The sequence below is a fragment of the Mesorhizobium sp. M7A.F.Ca.US.007.01.2.1 genome (assembly GCF_003998165.1).
Lineage (GTDB): Bacteria > Pseudomonadota > Alphaproteobacteria > Rhizobiales > Rhizobiaceae > Mesorhizobium > Mesorhizobium ciceri.
This window is the reverse complement of sequence record NZ_RZQP01000010.1, coordinates 46478-62069: the sequence shown is the minus strand read 5'-3', so window position 1 is coordinate 62069 and position 15592 is coordinate 46478. Positions and strand designations below refer to the sequence as shown.

Sequence of the window (15592 nt, the reverse complement as noted above, 5' to 3'; positions counted from 1 at the left end):
TTCATCGCCTTCTCGACCGCCAATGCGAGCGCCGCGCGGGCGCCATCCGGCCGCATCGCCAGTGCCGATTTTATTCCCGATACCGACATCGATCCGTTTTTCGATGCGGTGATCCAGACCGTGGAGGAAGCAATCCTCAACGCGCTGGTTGCCAATGACGATATGACCGGACGCGACGGGAATTTCGTGCCGGCGCTGCCGAAGACGTGGCTGAAGGAGACCTTTGGCTGAAGACAAAAACGTGGGCCAGAAGCCCGCGCTGCAACAATGTCGCCGCTATGCGATCATTCGGCGGCTTTGATCATTCGGCGGCTTTTCTGGGGGCCTGCTGGCTTTCTTCGGCCTCGGCCGCTTCCTCAAGCCGGGATGCGATAAGTTCCTGGATATCGCCGACTTCTTCCTGGATATCCTCCAGCGGAATGCCGACCTCGGCCGCCTCGGCGGCGCACTCCTTGGCCAAGGTTTCGGCCTGCTTGTCGATCCTTGCCTGAGGGGACTGGCAATGGACCTTTTCGCCGATCCATCCCCGCAAGAATTCGATGGCGTGTTCGCTCATACTGCTGTTCCCTGGCGGCAAAGCCGGTTGGTAATCATAAACGTCGACATCCCCCAAAGGATGCATGTCCCCATTCCAGCCGAGTCGCGGTCAGCCGGCAAGCCAATGCCGTCCAAGGTCCACAGAGCCATAGGAAATCGAGGGGTCAAGGGCATTTTCTGATTCTGGAGGGGTCGGTACCGTTGGCTGGGTCACACCCAGCGCTGCGCCACTGTTTCTATTTGCTTTTTTCCGGTTTCCGAGCCGATTTCCGTCACAATAGATGGCGCAAAACACTACACATTCACAGTTGCTTCGAGGTGCTGCCCTCGGGCGCGCGGGTCGAAGCCGCCGCTATATAGTGACATCCTCCTGCAATGTCGACTCCGCCCGCTATCCTGCTTCTTTCCGCCGCGCCGAAGGGCTCCGCGACGGACGCAGAACAAGTGACGATGGACCCGAACCGGGTGGAGCAGGCCCCGGCGGAGCCGCTCAGACGTGCACAGCCACCACCGCCGCGCAGTCGCCGGCCTTAACCAGCCCGGGGAAATGCCGCGCCGCAAGCATGCCCGACATTTTTGCCCGGATCTCCTGCGGAGCGACGCCGGTGCGGCCGGTGGAATGAATGCGCGCCAGCACCGAGCCTTCTTTGACGGGCTCACCGAGATCGACCATGGTTTCGATCATGCCGTCGTCTTCGGCGAACGAGAAACAATCGCCCGACGGCATGTCGAGCCACTGGGTTCGAGTCTTCTCGACCGCACCATCTACAATGCCGGCATGACGCAGCACGTTGAGAATGCCGCGCCTCGCGATCCGCACGGTTTGCGCGCGCGACGTGCCGCCGCCGCCAAGTTCGGTGCTGACGAAGACCTTGCCCATCTCCTCGGCTGCCGTGTCGTACATGCCAACGGCGTCGATCTCGATCATGCGCATCGAGAACGGAGCGGCAAAGGCCGCGACCGCGTCAAAGGCTTTCTGTTCCAGCGCCTTGTCGGGCAAAGTGTGCGCCGCGCAGAACGGCACGAAGTCCAGCGTCTTGCCGCCGGAGTGGAAGTCGAACACGATGTCGGCGCGAGGCAGCAGCTCACGTTGAAAGTAATCGGCGATCTTTTCGGTCACCGTTCCGTCCGGCCGGCCGGGAAAGCTGCGGTTCATGTTGCCCTTGTCGATCGGCGAGGTGCGCGTGCCGGCGCGGAACGCCGGATAGTTCATTGCCGGCACGATGATCACCGTGCCGCTGACTTGCCTGGGATCGAGGGTCCTGGCGAGATCGTAGAGGGCCAGCGGCCCCTCATATTCGTCGCCATGGTTGGCGCCGGACAGCAGAGCTGCCGGTCCGTTGCCGTTGCGGATGACGCAGATCGGTATCATCACCGAGCCCCACGCGGAATCGTCGCGGCTGTAGGGCAAGCGCAGGAAGCCGTGCTGGACGCCGTCGCGGTCGAAATCGACGGTCGGCGCGACCGGTGATGAGCGTAGATTCGACATCGGGCTCAATCCTTCACCACCAGCTTACGCGGCACATTGGCCAGGCACTCCACACCGGTTTCGGTGATCAGGATGGACTCGGTGATCTCCAGTCCCATCGTTTCCAGCCACAGGCCGGTCATGAAATGGAAGGTCATGCCGGGCTTGAGTTCGGTGCGGTCGCCGGGACGCAAGCTCATCGTGCGCTCGCCCCAGTCCGGCGGATAGGACAGTCCGATCGAATAGCCGGTGCGGTTGTCCTTGACGATGCCATACTTCTTCAGCACGGCGAAGAAGGCGTTGGCGATGTCCTCACAGGCGTTGCCGGGTTTGGCCGCGGCCAGCCCCGCTTCCATACCTTCCAGCGTCGCCTTCTCGGCATCGAGGAATTCCTGCGTCGGCTTGCCTAGGAAGACGGTGCGCGACAGCGGGCAGTGATAGCGGTTGTAGCAGCCGGCGATCTCGAAGAAGGTGCCCTCGTCCCGCTTCATCGGTCTGTCGTCCCAGGTCAGATGCGGCGCCGAGGCATCGGCACCCGACGGCAGCAGCGGCACGATCGCCGGATAGTCGCCGCCGATGCCATCGACGCCGCGCGTGCCGGCATCATAGATTTCGGCAACGAGATCGCATTTGCGCATGCCGACCTCGATCTTGTCGAAGATGCGCTGGTGCATCGCCTCGACGATGCGAGCCGCCTTGCGCATATAGTCGATCTCGGTCGGGCTCTTGATCGCGCGCTGCCAGTTGACCAGCGCGGTGGCATCGACAAAGCGGGCATTGGGCAAATGCTTCTGCAGCGATGCGAAGGCGGCGGCCGAGAACCAGTAATTGTCCATCTCAACGCCGACTGTCAGCTTGCCCCAGCCGCGATCCGCAAGCACGCTGGCCAAAAAATCCATCGGGTGGCGCTCGGTCGACTGCACATAGTGATCGGCATAGCCGACGATGTTATCATGCGCGAGATAGGCAGTGCGCTTGGCACCGTTGGCGTCCTGGCCACGGCCGTACCAGACCGGCTCGCCCGATGGCGGCACGATAACCGCCTGATGCACGTAGAACGACCAGCCGTCATAGCCGGTCAGCCAGGCCATATTGGACGGGTCGCTGATAACAAGAAGATCGACGCCCTTCACCTCCATGGCTTTGCGTGTCTTGGCGAGGCGATCCGCATATTCGCCGCGCGAGAATCTCAGGTTCGGTTGCATTGTTCTTGGTCCTCGTTTGTTGGGCCTTGAGCCTGTTTCAACTTCGTTGAAACCGGCCCGTCGTTCTTGTTTGGGCGTGATCTTTCGGAAAACCGGTTCCCACTTTTCCGGATCACGCCTTGGCCAGCATCAGCTTTCGAAAATGGCCCCGGAACCGGCCACCCGCGCCCGATCGCGGGCGAACGTAGCTATCGCCGTATCCTGAACGCCGGTGCCGGTCAGATCGGCGATGGTGATGTCGCTGGCCGAGCGCCGACCGTGCCGTTTACCGGCGATAATCTGGCCAAGTTCGGTCACCTCTTCCTCAGCGGCCATCACGCCCGCCGCGATGGCGTGATGCAGCTCACCCAGCCGCCGCGTCTGACGGGCGCTGTCCGCGACATAGAGATCGGCCATGCGCAGGATTGCCGGCGCGATCTCGTTCTTGTGCTCGGCGTCGGAGCCCATCGCCGTGATGTGCTGGCCGGCGGAAACGAAACCCGCCTTGATCAGCGGCTCGGTCGAAGGCGTGGTGGTGACGATGATGTCGGCGCCGACAACTGCGTTTGCCGCGTCGGGCTCGGCATGCACGAGAATGCCGAGCTTTTCGCGCAGGGCTCCGGCGGTTGCCTCGGCCTTTGCCGCATCGCGCGCCCAGATGCGCGCCTCGGTAATCGGCCGCACCAGCATCAGGGCTTCCAATTGCAACCCGGCCTGGACGCCGGCGCCGAAGATCGCGGCAACTGACGAGTCCTGCCGCGACAGATGTTTGGCGGCGACGGCGCCGGCAGCAGCGGTTCGGATATCCGTGAGATAGCCGTTGTCGAGCAGCAGTGCTTCGACCAGCCCGGTTTTGGACGACAGCAGCACCATCATGCCGTTGACGCTGGGCAGGCCGAGCTTCGGATTGTCGAAAAAGCCGGGGCTGATCTTGATGGCGAAACCGTCGATATCAGGCACGTAAGCGGTCTTCACGTCGACCTCGCCGCGATGCTCGGGAATATCGAGCCGCAGGATCGGCGGCATCGCCACCGGCAGGGTGGCAAGCGCACGGAAGGCGTTTTCGACGCAGGCGACTGCATCGAGATCGAGTGTCACGATCGCGCGCAATTCTTGCTCGGTGAGGATCGTCGTCCGGCTCATGCGGCGTGCTCCTTGAGCGATGGCGCCTCGCCGCAGACGATCCTGCGGTGCGCGTCCATATCGATGTTGCGGCCGGAGAGAAGCACGACCACCGGCCCGTCCGACCTGACCTTGCCGGCGAGTAGCGCGGCGATGCCGACCGCGCCGGCGCCCTCGACGATTTCGCGTTCGCGCGCATAGGCGTGACGGATGCCGGCGGCGATCTCGTCCTCGCTAAGCAGGATGATACCATCGAGCAGGTCGCGGCACATGGCGAAGGTCAGCCGGTTGTCGAGGCCGATGCCGCCGCCGAGCGAATCCGCCAGCGTCGGCAATTCTTCCACCAGCACCGGGCGGCCGGCATCGAGGCTGGCCTTCATCGCCGCGCCACGAGCCATCGAGACACCGATGATCTTTGTGCCGGGGCTGACGCCTTTGATGGCCGCGGCAACGCCTGAGGCGAGCCCGCCACCCGACAACTGCACCAGGACGAGGGCAGCATCCGGGACCTGTTCGATCATCTCAAGCCCGAGCGTGCCTTGCCCGGCGACAATGTCGGGATGGTCGAAGGGCGGCAGCATAACCAGCCCCTCTTGCGCCACCAGCCGATCGACCTCCTGCTGGGCATCGTCCTGACTGTTGCCGATAATGCGAACCTCCGCGCCCAGCCGGCGGATCTCGTCGAGCTTGTTTTCAGGCACCAGCCGCGACATGCAGATCACCGCGCGCATGCCCTCAAGCTTCGCCGCATGCGCCAGCGCGCGGCCGTGGTTGCCGGTCGAGGCCGCGACCACGCCACGCGTCTTCTCCGCGGTGCTGAGCGAAGCGACGGCATTCGAGGCGCCGCGCAGCTTGAAGCTGCCGGTGGTCTGCCGGTGTTCGAGCTTGAGGTGGACGGGGACGCCCAGCCCTTCGGAAAGACTTTGGGACAGCACTGTCGGCGTGCGCTCGACCTTGCCGGCAATGCGCTCACGCGCGGCGCGAATGTGCTCAAGAGTGACCTGTGTCATGATCATCAATCAGGCGGCAAATGGCTGCGTCATCAGACGGCCGAATTCGGGACGCGGCGTGTCATCTCCGCACAGCCGCAGACAATTCCAGGCGGTCGCCTGGTTGCTGGTCACCACGGGACGTCCAATAGTTTTTTCCATTCCGGTGACCGCGAGGGCGCTACGCAGCGCCGTGCAGGAGACGAACAGCGCATCGGCGCTGGCGTCGATCGCCTCACGCGCCAGTTCGACGAGGGCCGCCGGTGCGATGCGCGCCATCTCGCGGTCGTCCTCGAAACCGAGGCAGGTGAAGCTGGCGATCTCGAAGCCGTGCGCCGCGAAATAGGCGGCCATCGGCCTGGATGTCTCGACCGTGTAGGGAGTGAGGATGCTGATCTTGCTTGCGCCCAGCGCACGCAGCCCGCGCACGCCCGCCATCGGCGGGGTGATTACCGGCACGGCGGGCTTTGCGACCTGGATCGCCGCCTCGATCTCGGCATCGCCGATCACCACCGAGGCCGAAGTGCAGGAATAGCAGACGGCATCGAGTGGCTCATCCGGCAGGATCAGGGCCGCGCCCGCCGTCAGCGCCGGCTGCATCTTGCGCAGGTTTTCGGGCGTCGTCGGGTTGGCATAGGGAATGCGCGCGACATAGACGCCGACGCGTTCGCTCGCCACCATGCGGCGGAAATCCGGTTCGCTGGTGTGGTCGGTGGCCAGGATGATCAGGCCGATGCGCCGCTCCAGCGGACGCGCATCCAGTGCCGGCCGTTTTGGATATACCTTGATCTCGGGCAAGGGTTTCATCGGTTACCTCTCGATCTTGCCGTAGCGGCGTTCCAGCCAGCGCAGCAACACGACCGAAAACAGACTGATGACCAGGAAGAAAGCACCGACCAGGGTGATCGGCTCGATATAGCGATAGTAGGTGTTGGCGACGCTTTTGGCCTGGTTCATCAGTTCCAGCACGGTGATCGCCGACAGCAGCGGCGTTTCCTTGAACATGGCGATAAAGTAATTGGCGAGCGCCGGAATCATCGGTGGGATAGCCTGCGGAACGATGATGTGGGTCCAGGTCTGACTGGCGCTCAAATTGCACGCCTTGGCGGCCTCCCATTGGCCGCGCGGCACATTGTCGATGCCGGCACGATACACCTCGGCCGTATAGGTGCCGTAATGCAGCCCGAGCCCGATGACACCGGCGACCAGCGGCGGCAGCAGGATGCCGATGTCGGGCAGCACGTAGAAGATGAAATAGAGCTGCACCAGCAGCGGCGTGCCGCGGATGAATTCAGCCGCCCAGCCGACCGTGCGCGACAACGCCTTGTTGGGCGAGCGGCGCGCCAGCGCAATGCCAAGCCCGACGATCGCCGCCAGCACCGAGCCGAGCAGCGTCGCCAGGATGGTGATCTTCACGCCCTGGATCAGCGTTGGCATGATTTCCCAGACGAAATTCCAATCCCATTCCATCAGTAGGCCCAATTTATCAGAAGGGAGTTGGCCATCAGGCACGCACCCCGTCGAGGCCGCGCGCCATGCGTCGTTCCAGCGAGCGCACGCCCCACGAGATGAGCAGGGCGAGGATGAAATAGATGATCAGGATGGTGGTGAACGGCACCAGGGTGTTGCCGGTCTGGGCGCGCACCACCTGCGCCTGGAAGGTCAGGTCGGTGAGCGAGATCAGCGACACCACGGCGGTCGCCTTGAGCAATTCGATGGCATTGTTGCCAAAGGTCGGCAGCATCACCAGCAGCGCCTGTGGCAGGATGATGTGGCGCATGCCTTGCCAGCGGCCGAGATTGAGCGCTGTGCAGGCCTCATACTGTTCGCGGCCGATCGACTGGATGGCACCGCGCACCACTTCGGCGGCGTAGGCGCCGACATTGAGGCCGAGCGCCAGCACGCCGGCCTGCAACGGGGTCAGCGAAATGCCGATGAAGGGCAGCACGAAATAGGCCCAGAACAACTGCACGAAGATCGAGGTGCCGCGGAAGAACTCGATGTAGGCGGTGGCCAACCAACGCAGCGCAAAGAAGCGCGACACGCGCCCCATGCCGGCGAGGAAGGCCATGATCAGCGCCAGCACCGACCCCATCAGCGTCAGCTCGATGGTGACAAGCGCTCCCTGCAATATCAGGCCGAAATAGCCGGACCACTGGGTCATTCGGTTTCCAACGTTGGGTTTAGCATCTTCTCCCCGTTTACGGGGAGAAGATGCCGGCAGGCAGATGAGGGGCGGCGCGAACTTGCGAAGGTTTGGCGCCGCCCCTCATCCGTCACTTCGTGACACCTTCTCCGCGTTGAACGGGGAGAAGGAAGAATCACTTCGCCGCGCAGAGCTTGTCGCGGCTGGTCGACATCGCGGCTGCCGCCGAGAAGCCGTAGGGCTCGATGATCTTGGCGAACTCGCCTGATTTCTTCATCTTGGCCAGTTCCACATCGAAGGCGTCGCGCAGTGCCTCGTCGCCCTTCTTGAAAGCGGCGCCGTCGCAATAGACCGGTGCGCCCTGCACCGGAGCGATGACTTCGAGGTTCGGATCGTTGGCCTTCTTGACCAGATCATTGATCGACAGGACGGGCAGCGAATAAGCGTCGATGCGGCCATCCTGGAGCATCTTCACGCCGCTCTGGCCATCCGGCACGACGATGACGCGATCGCGTGGCACGCCGGCATTGAGCGCGAGCTTCTCCTCGGTGCCGCCGCCCGGCGCGCCGATGGTCGCAGTCGTATCCTTGGCGACATCCTCATAGCTCTTGAAGCCCTTTGGATTGCCTTTCTTCACCAGCATCGCCTCGGCGTCGCACAGCACGGGTTCCGAATAGGCGACCGCAGCACAGCGCTCCGGCTTCATGAACAGGCCGGCGGTGACGACATCGAAGCGACCGGCCTGCAGGCCGGGGATCATGGCGCCATATTCGGAGATCGAAGCGGCAACGTCGGCGACGCCGAGCCGCTTGAATATCTCGCGGGCCACATCAGGCGCGGCACCCGAAACCTTGCCGTCGGCGGCGACCGCCGTATAGGGCGGCTCGTTGGCGATGGCGAGGCGGGCGAAACCTTGCGCCTTGAGCTGCTCGAGCTTGCTGTCATCGGCCGAACCGGGGATCGAGGCGGCCAGCACCGCCGTCAGTGCAAGACCGGCAACGCCGGCCAGAATGCCAAGTTTGTTCATTGTTCCCAACTCCTTGTTTCTTGTCTTGCTTTGTTGCATGGCGGCCCTCGCCGCCTCGGGACGACTTCGTCGCCCTGGGCATTGCGGTCAGACCCGATGTCCGGCCGCGATGATCTTCTTCAGGAAACCTTGCGTGCGCTCCTGCTTGGGATTGCGGAAAATCTCGTCCGGTTTGCCTTCTTCGACGATCCTGCCGCGATCGAAGAACAGCACCCGGTCGGCGAAATCATGGGCAAAGCCCATCTCGTGGGTGACCAGCAGCATGGTCATGTCGGTCTCGGCGGCGAGCTTGCGCATGACGTTCATCACCTCCTCGACCAGCTCTGGATCGAGCGCCGACGTCACCTCGTCGAACAGCATGATCTTCGGCGACAGCGCCAGCGCCCGAGCGATCGCCACGCGTTGCTTCTGCCCACCGGACAGCTGCGCCGGCATGTTCTTGGCCTTGTCGGCCATGCCGACCATTTCGAGCAGTTCCATCGCCCGCTTTTCGGCGGCGGCACGCGGCGTGCCCTTGGTCAGCATCGGCGCCAGCGTGACATTGTCCATGACGCACTTGTGCGGAAACAGGTTGAACAGCTGGAACACCATGCCGATCTTCTGGCGCATCCTTGTCAGATGCCGCTCATCGGCGGGCAACAGCTGGCCATTGCGCTCCATGTGATAGAGCTGCTCGCCGTCGATCTGGATATGACCGCCATCGATGCGCTCCAGCGTCATCAGGATGCGCAGGATCGTCGTCTTGCCCGAACCCGATGGGCCGATCAGTGCCAGCTTCTCGCCGGGCATGACTTGCATCGACAGGCCGTCCAGCACCTTGAAGCTGCCGAAGCTTTTCGAGATGCTGTCGATCTTGATGATGGGCGCTGGTGCGGACAAATCTATTTCCCCGTGCTGGAGAAGCTTATGCCCCTTAACGATGCGGAACGCGCCAAATCATGTCAATTGGGAAAATAATATCATGACAATTATTCTGATTCCGCACAATTTCCGGGCAAACCGGACCTAGATTGCGAGCAGCAGATGCTCCGGATCGCCAAGCAGCAGCTTGGTGACAACGCCGAGGCCGGCGCGCAGTTCCCCCTCGGTGGTCGAACCCAGCGAGATACGCACCGCCGGATGCCAGGGCGCACCCGAAATACGGAAGGATGTTCCGGGCGCGATAGCCACGCCTTGCAGGCGGGCCTGGGCGACAAAGCTTTCCTCGGCACGGTCCGCGGGCAGTTGAAGCCAGACATGCAGCCCGTCTCGCCGGGCGCGATAGTCGACCCCCGCCAGCACCTGCGCTGCAATATCCTGCCGGCGCCGCAAAGCCGCGCGCTGCCAGTGGACAAGCTCCATCGCCGTGCCGTCGGTCACCCATTTGGTGGCGATCTCGGCCACCAGCGGCGTCGCCATCCAGTTCGAAACCAGATGCCGGTTGGCGACGGCGGCGACGTAGCGGTCGGGTGCGGCCAGATAGCCGATGCGCAGGCCGGGCACGGTGATCTTGGTGAAGGAGGTGACGTAGAGCGTACGCTCCGGCGCGAACGCGGCAACCGGCGGCGGCCGGTCTTCGACCAGCGGACCCAGCACATCGTTCTCGATGATGGCGATATCGTGCTTGCGCGCGACCGCCGCGATCTCTTCTCGCCGCCGCGCATCCATCAGCGTCGCCGTCGGATTGATGACCGAGGGCTGCACGAAGACCGCGCGGATGTCGGAAAGCCGGCAGGCCTCGTCCAGCGCTTCCGGAATCAGGCCGTTGTCGTCGATCGGCAGGCCTTCCAGGTTGAAGCCGAGATAGCGTGCCAACGGCACCAGCGTATGGTGGCCGATCGCCTCCGTGGCGACCGTAGAGCCCGGCGGCGCGACGCTCATCAGCGCCACTGTCATGCCGGCGGTGGCGCCGTTGGTCAGGCTGACGTTCTGCGGCGATGCATCGAGGCCGCACAGTCTCAACCATTCGACCGCCACCGCGCGGTGGCGGGGAAACACCATGTTGGGCCGGAACGAAAGTGCTGAACTCGACGGCAGGTTCTCAGCCAGCCATCCCAGTGCCTGCTTCAGCCGCTCAAGATGCATCGGCTCGCAGACCGGTTTCAGGATCGAAAGGTCGATGACTTCACCGAGCCGCTCCGGCAGATAGGGCGGCTCGGGCTCGCGGCGCTGCGTCTGGACGAAGCTGCCGCGGCCGATCTCGCCCGAAATCAGGCCGCGGCGGATCAGTTCCTCATAGGCGCGGCTGACCGTCTGCACCGAAAGCTTGAGGTCGTCGGCCAGCCTGCGATGGGTCGGCAACCGCGCGCCATTGGCAAGGCGTCCGTCATGGATGGCGCGCGCGAACTGGTCGGCCAGCGACTGATAGGCCGGCCGCCGGATAAGCGCGGGATCGGGTTGCCACAATGTCATGACTTATTAGAGATCGAAATCAGTGCAATTGACAATCGAAATAATGCGCCGTCATGGTGCTCGGACGAAAAAGTGAGCCCTGATGACATCAGCGAAACTCGACCCGATCGACCTGAAAATCCTCGACGCCATCCAGCGCGACGGACGCATCACCAAGCTGGCGCTGGCCGAGCAGGTCGGCCTGTCTCCGACGCCGTGCTGGATGCGGTTGCGCAAGCTGGAAAAGGCCGGCATCGTCTCGGGCTATCACGCCAGGATCGCCATGCGCGTCGTGGCACCCGTTGCCACCGTGCTGATGGAGGTGACGCTGGCAAACCACCGCCAGGCCGATTTCGACCGCTTCGAGCGCGTTATACGCGATGTTCCCGAGATCGTCGCCTGCTGGTCTGTCGGCGGCGGCGTCGACTATCTGTTGAAGGTAATGGCGCGCGACATCGACGCCTATCAGCGGCTGGTCGATGGCTTGCTGGACCGCGAGATCGGCATCGATCGTTACTTCACCTACATCGTCATCAAGACCGTGAAGGACGAGGTGGCGCTGCCCCTCGCAGAGCTTTTGCCGGCGTCGTCATAGGAGCGGAGAGATTCTCTCGCCGGGCAACCCGATAGAGAGAGTCTCTCTACGCCAGGACTTCCAAACAGCCTCTCTATCTGCATCGGGCGGATAGTCTTCCCTTATCAGTCCGAACCGGGAGGCTTTGACCATGTCCGCGCATTTCGCCCGCTCGCATCGCCATGAAGCGCTCGACGGCCTCGCCGACCGCCGGCTGCTGCGCGAACTCGCCTATGTCGATGGCCACTGGACCGCAAGCGAGGCTGCCGAAAGCTTCGAGGTCACCGATCCGGCCACCGGCACGACCGTCGCTTTCGTCGCCGCGCTCGATGGCCGGCAGACGACAAAGGCGATCGATGCCGCGGCGCGCGCCTTCCCGGCCTGGCGGGCGCTGTTGCCGCAGGAGCGCTCGAAAATTTTACGAAAATGGTTCGAGCTGATCGTCGGCGCCAAGGATGATCTGGCTCTGCTGATGACGCTTGAACAGGGCAAGCCTCTGCAGGAATCGCTGGGCGAGATCGACTACGCCGCCTCCTTCGTCGAATGGTATGCCGAAGAAGCAAAACGCCTGAACGCCGAGAGCGTCACCAGCCATCTGCCGAACGCCGAGATGATGGTGCGGCGCGAGCCGCTCGGCGTCGTCGGCGTCGTCACGCCGTGGAATTTTCCGTCGGCCATGCTGACCCGTAAGGCGGCCGCCGCCCTTGCCGCCGGCTGCACCATCGTCGCGCATCCGTCCTCGGAAACGCCGCTGTCGGCGCTGGCGCTGGCCGAACTCGGCGAACGCGCCGGCCTGCCCGTGGGCGTCTTCAACATCGTCACCGGCAAGGCTTCGACGATCGTCGGCCGGATGTGCGAAGATCCGCGCGTGCGTGCCATGAGCTTCACCGGCTCGACCGAGATCGGCCGGCTGATCGCCGCCCAGAGCGCGCCGACCATGAAGCGGCTGGTGATGGAGCTTGGCGGTCATGCCCCGCTGATCGTCTTTGCCGATGCAGATCTGGACAAAGCGGTTGATATCGCCATCGACGCCAAATTCGCCACGTCGGGCCAGGACTGCCTCGCCGCCAACCGCATCTACGTCCAGCGTCCGATCTACGATCGGTTCTGCGCCGCCTTCGCCAAGCGCATCGAGACGCTGCGGACCGGCAATGGCCTAGCCGAGAAGATCGACATCGGGCCGCTGATGCATGAGCGCGCCATCAAGAAGGTGGAGGAACAGGTCGCCGATGCCATCGCTCACGGCGCGCGCTGCCTCACCGGGGGCAAACGGCACCAGGCCGGCCCGCTGTTCTACCAGCCGACGCTGCTGGCCGATGTCAGTGACGAAGCGCTGATCATGCGCGAGGAGACGTTTGGCCCGGTTGCCGCCGTGACGCCGTTCGACAGCGAGGATGACGTGATTGCCCGCGCCAACGCCACCGAGTATGGCCTCGTCGCCTATGTCGTGACCGAGAATGGTGGCCGGCAGCAGCGCATGGGCCGCGCGCTCGACTACGGCATGGTCGCCATCAACCGCGTCAAGATCACCGGCGCGCCGATCCCGTTCGGCGGCGTCAAGCAATCGGGCATCGGGCGCGAAGGCTCGCGCCACGGGCTCGAAGCCTTCACCGATCTGAAGTATCTCTGTCTGGACGTCGCCTAGGTTCGTCCTGCCATCCCTCAAGGAGTCAAAAAAATGCTCGACCAGTCCAACGAACTCGCCGCCTGGGATCGCGACCACTTCTTCCATCCCTCGACCCATATGGGCACGCATGCGCGGGGCGAAAGCCCGACACGCATCATGGCCGGCGGTGAAGGCGTCACCGTGTGGGACAACAATGGCAGGAAGAGCCTCGATGCCTTCGCCGGGCTCTATTGCGTCAATGTCGGCTACGGCCGCCAGAAGATCGCTGACGCCATCGCCGCCCAGGCGAAGAACCTCGCCTATTACCACGCCTATGTCGGCCACGGTACCGAGGCCTCGATCACGCTGGCCAAGATGATCATCGATCGCGCGCCGGAGGGCATGTCGCGGGTCTATTTCGGCCTCTCCGGTTCGGATGCCAACGAAACCAACATCAAGCTGATCTGGTACTACAACAACGTGCTCGGCCGGCCGGAGAAGAAGAAGATCATTTCGCGCTGGCGCGGCTATCACGGCTCGGGCGTGATGACGGGATCGCTGACCGGGCTCGACCTGTTCCACAACGCCTTCGACCTGCCGCGCGCGCCGATCCTGCACACCGAGGCACCCTACTACTTCCGCCGCGCCGACCGCTCGATGAGCGAGGAGCAGTTTTCGCAGCATTGTGCCGACAAGCTCGAGGAGATGATCCTGGCCGAAGGCCCGGAAACCGTCGCTGCCTTCATCGGCGAGCCGATCCTCGGCACCGGCGGCATCGTGCCGCCGCCGGCCGGCTATTGGGAAAAGATCCAGGCGGTGTTGAAGAAGTACGACGTGCTTCTGGTCGCCGACGAAGTGGTGACGGGCTTCGGCCGACTGGGCACCATGTTCGGCTCCGACCATTACGGCATCAAGCCGGACCTGATCACCATCGCCAAGGGCCTGACCTCGGCCTATGCGCCGCTGTCGGGCGTCATCGTCGCCGACAAGATGTGGCAGGTGCTGGTTGAGGGCTCCGACAAGCTCGGTTCGCTCGGCCATGGCTGGACCTATTCGGCACATCCGATCTGCGTTGCCGCCGGCGTCGCCAATCTCGAGCTGATCGACGAGATGGATCTTGTGACAAATGCCAAGGAGACCGGCGCCTATTTCCGCGCCGAGCTGGCCAAGGCGGTCGGCGGCCACAAGCATGTCGGTGACGTCCGCGGCGACGGCATGCTGGCAGCGGTGGAATTCGTTGCCGACAAGGACGACCGGGTGTTCTTCGACGCTTCGCAGAAGATCGGACCGCAGGTGGCGACAGCGCTTGCCGCAAGCGGCGTCATCGGCCGCGCCATGCCGCAGGGCGACATTCTTGGCTTCGCGCCGCCGCTCTGCCTGACCCGCGAGGAAGCCGACATCGTCGTGTCGAAGACCGCCGATGCGGTCAAGAGCGTGTTTGCCAATCTCTGAGATCGACTATGAATGCCATGACCAGAACCCTCCCCGCCACCATGGCCGCCGTGCTGCTTGTCGGGCACGGCGGGCCGGAAAAACTCGTCTACCGCAGCGATGTGAAAGTGCCCTCGCCTGCGCCAGGTGAAGTGCTGGTCAAGGTCAGCGCTTGCGGCATGAACAACACCGATGTCTGGGTGCGCCAGGGCGCCTATGGTACGGAGGAGGATGCTGCCGCCGTGTCGACATGGCGACGCCAGGGCAACACGCTTGTTTTCCCGCGCATCCAGGGCACCGATACCGTCGGTACCATCGCCGCCGTCGGCGAAGGTGTGTCGCCGGAGCGTATCGGCGAACGGGTGATGGTCGATTTCTCCATCTACAATCGCGACGACGATTCGCTCGCCGACATCGACTATATGGGCCACGGCCGCGACGGCGGCTACGCCGAATATCAGGCCGTGCCGGCCGAGAATGCGCATGTCGTCGATACCGACATGAGCGACGTCGAACTCGCCACCTTCTGCTGCGCTTACCTGACCGGTGAACAGATGCTGGAGCGCGCCGGCTTGAAGGCCGGCGAGCGCGTGCTGGTCACCGGCGCCTCGGGCGGCGTCGGTTCCGGCATCGTGCAACTGGCACGGGCGCGCGGCGCCATTCCCTATGCCGTCGTCGGCAAGGGCAAGGAACAGGCGGTGCTGGACATCGGCGCCGAGGCGGTCATCACCCGTGGCGTCGCAGACCTGCCGCAAGCCGTGATTGAAGCGACCGGCGGCCAACCGATCGACGTGGTGGCCGACCTGGTCGGCGGCGCGATCTTCAACGACCTCTTGCGTATTCTCAGGCCCGAAGGCCGCTACACCACCGCCGGCGCGATTGCCGGTCCGGTCGTGCAACTCGATCTCAGGACCATGTATCTCAAGCAGTTGCAGTTGCATGGTTCGAGCCAGGGCACGCGCGCGGATTTCCGTCGCATCGTTGGTTACATCGAGGCGAAGAAAATCCGGCCGCTGGTCGGTGGCGTCTACAAGCTCTCCGATTTCCACCATGCGCAGGCGGATTTCATTGCCAAGGATTTCGTCGGCAAGCTGGTGGTGGTGCCGGATGCCATGTGGGGTTCGGCTGGCTGAACACT

At 63.7% G+C, this 15592-nt stretch carries 16 protein-coding genes; 5 read left to right on the top strand and 11 right to left on the bottom strand.

Annotated elements, in window-relative coordinates; all coding sequences use genetic code 11:
• Positions 1–231: P1 family peptidase (locus EN949_RS03640; protein WP_206534944.1), on the top strand; the 231-nt coding region annotated here is incomplete at its 5' end.
• 70 nt (positions 232–301) lie between these two features.
• Here EN949_RS03640 and EN949_RS03635 read toward each other — a convergent pair.
• The 11 genes from EN949_RS03635 to EN949_RS03585 all read right to left on the bottom strand — a co-directional run bounded on the left by EN949_RS03635 (position 302) and on the right by EN949_RS03585 (position 10864).
• Entirely contained in the window at positions 302–556 is a 255-nt protein-coding gene (locus tag EN949_RS03635; protein WP_127369275.1) for a DUF768 domain-containing protein, read from the bottom strand.
• A gap of 471 nt (positions 557–1027) precedes the next feature.
• Positions 1028–2026, bottom strand: a complete 999-nt coding sequence (gene doeB, locus EN949_RS03630) for a N(2)-acetyl-L-2,4-diaminobutanoate deacetylase DoeB (protein WP_024502317.1) — start codon at positions 2024–2026, stop codon at positions 1028–1030.
• A gap of 5 nt (positions 2027–2031) precedes the next feature.
• Entirely contained in the window at positions 2032–3210 is a 1179-nt protein-coding gene (gene doeA, locus EN949_RS03625) for an ectoine hydrolase DoeA (RefSeq protein ID WP_063172777.1), read from the bottom strand.
• A 129-nt stretch (positions 3211–3339) separates the two neighbouring features.
• Positions 3340–4332 carry an ectoine utilization protein EutC gene (gene eutC, locus EN949_RS03620; protein WP_127370860.1) on the bottom strand — a complete coding sequence of 331 codons (993 nt, stop codon included), beginning with the start codon at positions 4330–4332 and terminating at the stop codon, positions 3340–3342.
• The gene (gene eutB / locus EN949_RS03615) at positions 4329–5327 is read right to left on the bottom strand and encodes a hydroxyectoine utilization dehydratase EutB (protein WP_127367171.1); all 999 of its coding nucleotides are present in this window, start codon (positions 5325–5327) and stop codon (positions 4329–4331) included. Before eutB ends, eutC begins: the two co-directional genes overlap by 4 nt.
• A gap of 3 nt (positions 5328–5330) precedes the next feature.
• The gene (gene eutA, locus EN949_RS03610; protein ID WP_127367172.1) at positions 5331–6107 is read right to left on the bottom strand and encodes an ectoine utilization protein EutA; all 777 of its coding nucleotides are present in this window, start codon (positions 6105–6107) and stop codon (positions 5331–5333) included.
• A 3-nt stretch (positions 6108–6110) separates the two neighbouring features.
• Positions 6111–6770 (bottom strand): ectoine/hydroxyectoine ABC transporter permease subunit EhuD, encoded by a 660-nt coding sequence (gene ehuD / locus EN949_RS03605; RefSeq protein ID WP_024502312.1) that lies wholly within the window; start codon positions 6768–6770, stop codon positions 6111–6113.
• A gap of 34 nt (positions 6771–6804) precedes the next feature.
• Complete coding sequence (gene ehuC, locus EN949_RS03600; RefSeq protein WP_013530328.1) at positions 6805–7464, bottom strand: ectoine/hydroxyectoine ABC transporter permease subunit EhuC; 660 nt, start codon at positions 7462–7464, stop codon at positions 6805–6807.
• 157 nt (positions 7465–7621) lie between these two features.
• Positions 7622–8473 carry an ectoine/hydroxyectoine ABC transporter substrate-binding protein EhuB gene (gene ehuB / locus EN949_RS03595; RefSeq protein WP_013530327.1) on the bottom strand — a complete coding sequence of 284 codons (852 nt, stop codon included), beginning with the start codon at positions 8471–8473 and terminating at the stop codon, positions 7622–7624.
• Between the two features lie 87 nt (positions 8474–8560).
• A complete protein-coding gene (ehuA, locus tag EN949_RS03590) occupies positions 8561–9352 on the bottom strand; it encodes an ectoine/hydroxyectoine ABC transporter ATP-binding protein EhuA (protein ID WP_027162225.1) in 792 nt (263 codons plus the stop codon).
• A 126-nt stretch (positions 9353–9478) separates the two neighbouring features.
• Positions 9479–10864: a PLP-dependent aminotransferase family protein gene (locus EN949_RS03585; protein WP_013530325.1), complete on the bottom strand. Its 1386-nt coding sequence runs from the start codon at positions 10862–10864 to the stop codon at positions 9479–9481.
• Positions 10865–10946: 82 nt separating this feature from the next.
• On the opposite strand from EN949_RS03585, the gene EN949_RS03580 reads away from it, so the two are divergent.
• From EN949_RS03580 to EN949_RS03565, 4 genes are all read left to right on the top strand, one after another.
• Entirely contained in the window at positions 10947–11438 is a 492-nt protein-coding gene (locus EN949_RS03580) for an Lrp/AsnC family transcriptional regulator (RefSeq protein ID WP_127367341.1), read from the top strand.
• 130 nt (positions 11439–11568) lie between these two features.
• Positions 11569–13062: an NAD-dependent succinate-semialdehyde dehydrogenase gene (locus tag EN949_RS03575; protein ID WP_127371462.1), complete on the top strand. Its 1494-nt coding sequence runs from the start codon at positions 11569–11571 to the stop codon at positions 13060–13062.
• Positions 13063–13095: 33 nt separating this feature from the next.
• Complete coding sequence (locus tag EN949_RS03570) at positions 13096–14475, top strand: aspartate aminotransferase family protein (protein WP_127371633.1); 1380 nt, start codon at positions 13096–13098, stop codon at positions 14473–14475.
• Positions 14476–14483: 8 nt separating this feature from the next.
• Positions 14484–15587 (top strand): alcohol dehydrogenase family protein, encoded by a 1104-nt coding sequence (locus EN949_RS03565; RefSeq protein ID WP_127370765.1) that lies wholly within the window; start codon positions 14484–14486, stop codon positions 15585–15587.
• Positions 15588–15592: the final 5 nt, after the last annotated feature.

What these genes read in the sequence shown, in the direction of transcription:
- EN949_RS03635 (WP_127369275.1), bottom strand. Translation starts at nt 556, where the DNA reads ATGAGCGAACACGCCATCGAATTCTTGCGGGGATGGATCGGCGAAAAG.
- doeB (WP_024502317.1), bottom strand. Translation starts at nt 2,026, where the DNA reads ATGTCGAATCTACGCTCATCACCGGTCGCGCCGACCGTCGATTTCGAC.
- doeA (WP_063172777.1), bottom strand. Translation starts at nt 3,210, where the DNA reads ATGCAACCGAACCTGAGATTCTCGCGCGGCGAATATGCGGATCGCCTC.
- eutC (WP_127370860.1), bottom strand. Translation starts at nt 4,332, where the DNA reads ATGAGCCGGACGACGATCCTCACCGAGCAAGAATTGCGCGCGATCGTG.
- eutB (WP_127367171.1), bottom strand. Translation starts at nt 5,327, where the DNA reads ATGATCATGACACAGGTCACTCTTGAGCACATTCGCGCCGCGCGTGAG.
- eutA (WP_127367172.1), bottom strand. Translation starts at nt 6,107, where the DNA reads ATGAAACCCTTGCCCGAGATCAAGGTATATCCAAAACGGCCGGCACTG.
- ehuD (WP_024502312.1), bottom strand. Translation starts at nt 6,770, where the DNA reads ATGGAATGGGATTGGAATTTCGTCTGGGAAATCATGCCAACGCTGATC.
- ehuC (WP_013530328.1), bottom strand. Translation starts at nt 7,464, where the DNA reads ATGACCCAGTGGTCCGGCTATTTCGGCCTGATATTGCAGGGAGCGCTT.
- ehuB (WP_013530327.1), bottom strand. Translation starts at nt 8,473, where the DNA reads ATGAACAAACTTGGCATTCTGGCCGGCGTTGCCGGTCTTGCACTGACG.
- EN949_RS03585 (WP_013530325.1), bottom strand. Translation starts at nt 10,864, where the DNA reads ATGACATTGTGGCAACCCGATCCCGCGCTTATCCGGCGGCCGGCCTAT.
- EN949_RS03580 (WP_127367341.1), top strand. Translation starts at nt 10,947, where the DNA reads ATGACATCAGCGAAACTCGACCCGATCGACCTGAAAATCCTCGACGCC.
- EN949_RS03575 (WP_127371462.1), top strand. Translation starts at nt 11,569, where the DNA reads ATGTCCGCGCATTTCGCCCGCTCGCATCGCCATGAAGCGCTCGACGGC.
- EN949_RS03570 (WP_127371633.1), top strand. Translation starts at nt 13,096, where the DNA reads ATGCTCGACCAGTCCAACGAACTCGCCGCCTGGGATCGCGACCACTTC.
- EN949_RS03565 (WP_127370765.1), top strand. Translation starts at nt 14,484, where the DNA reads ATGAATGCCATGACCAGAACCCTCCCCGCCACCATGGCCGCCGTGCTG.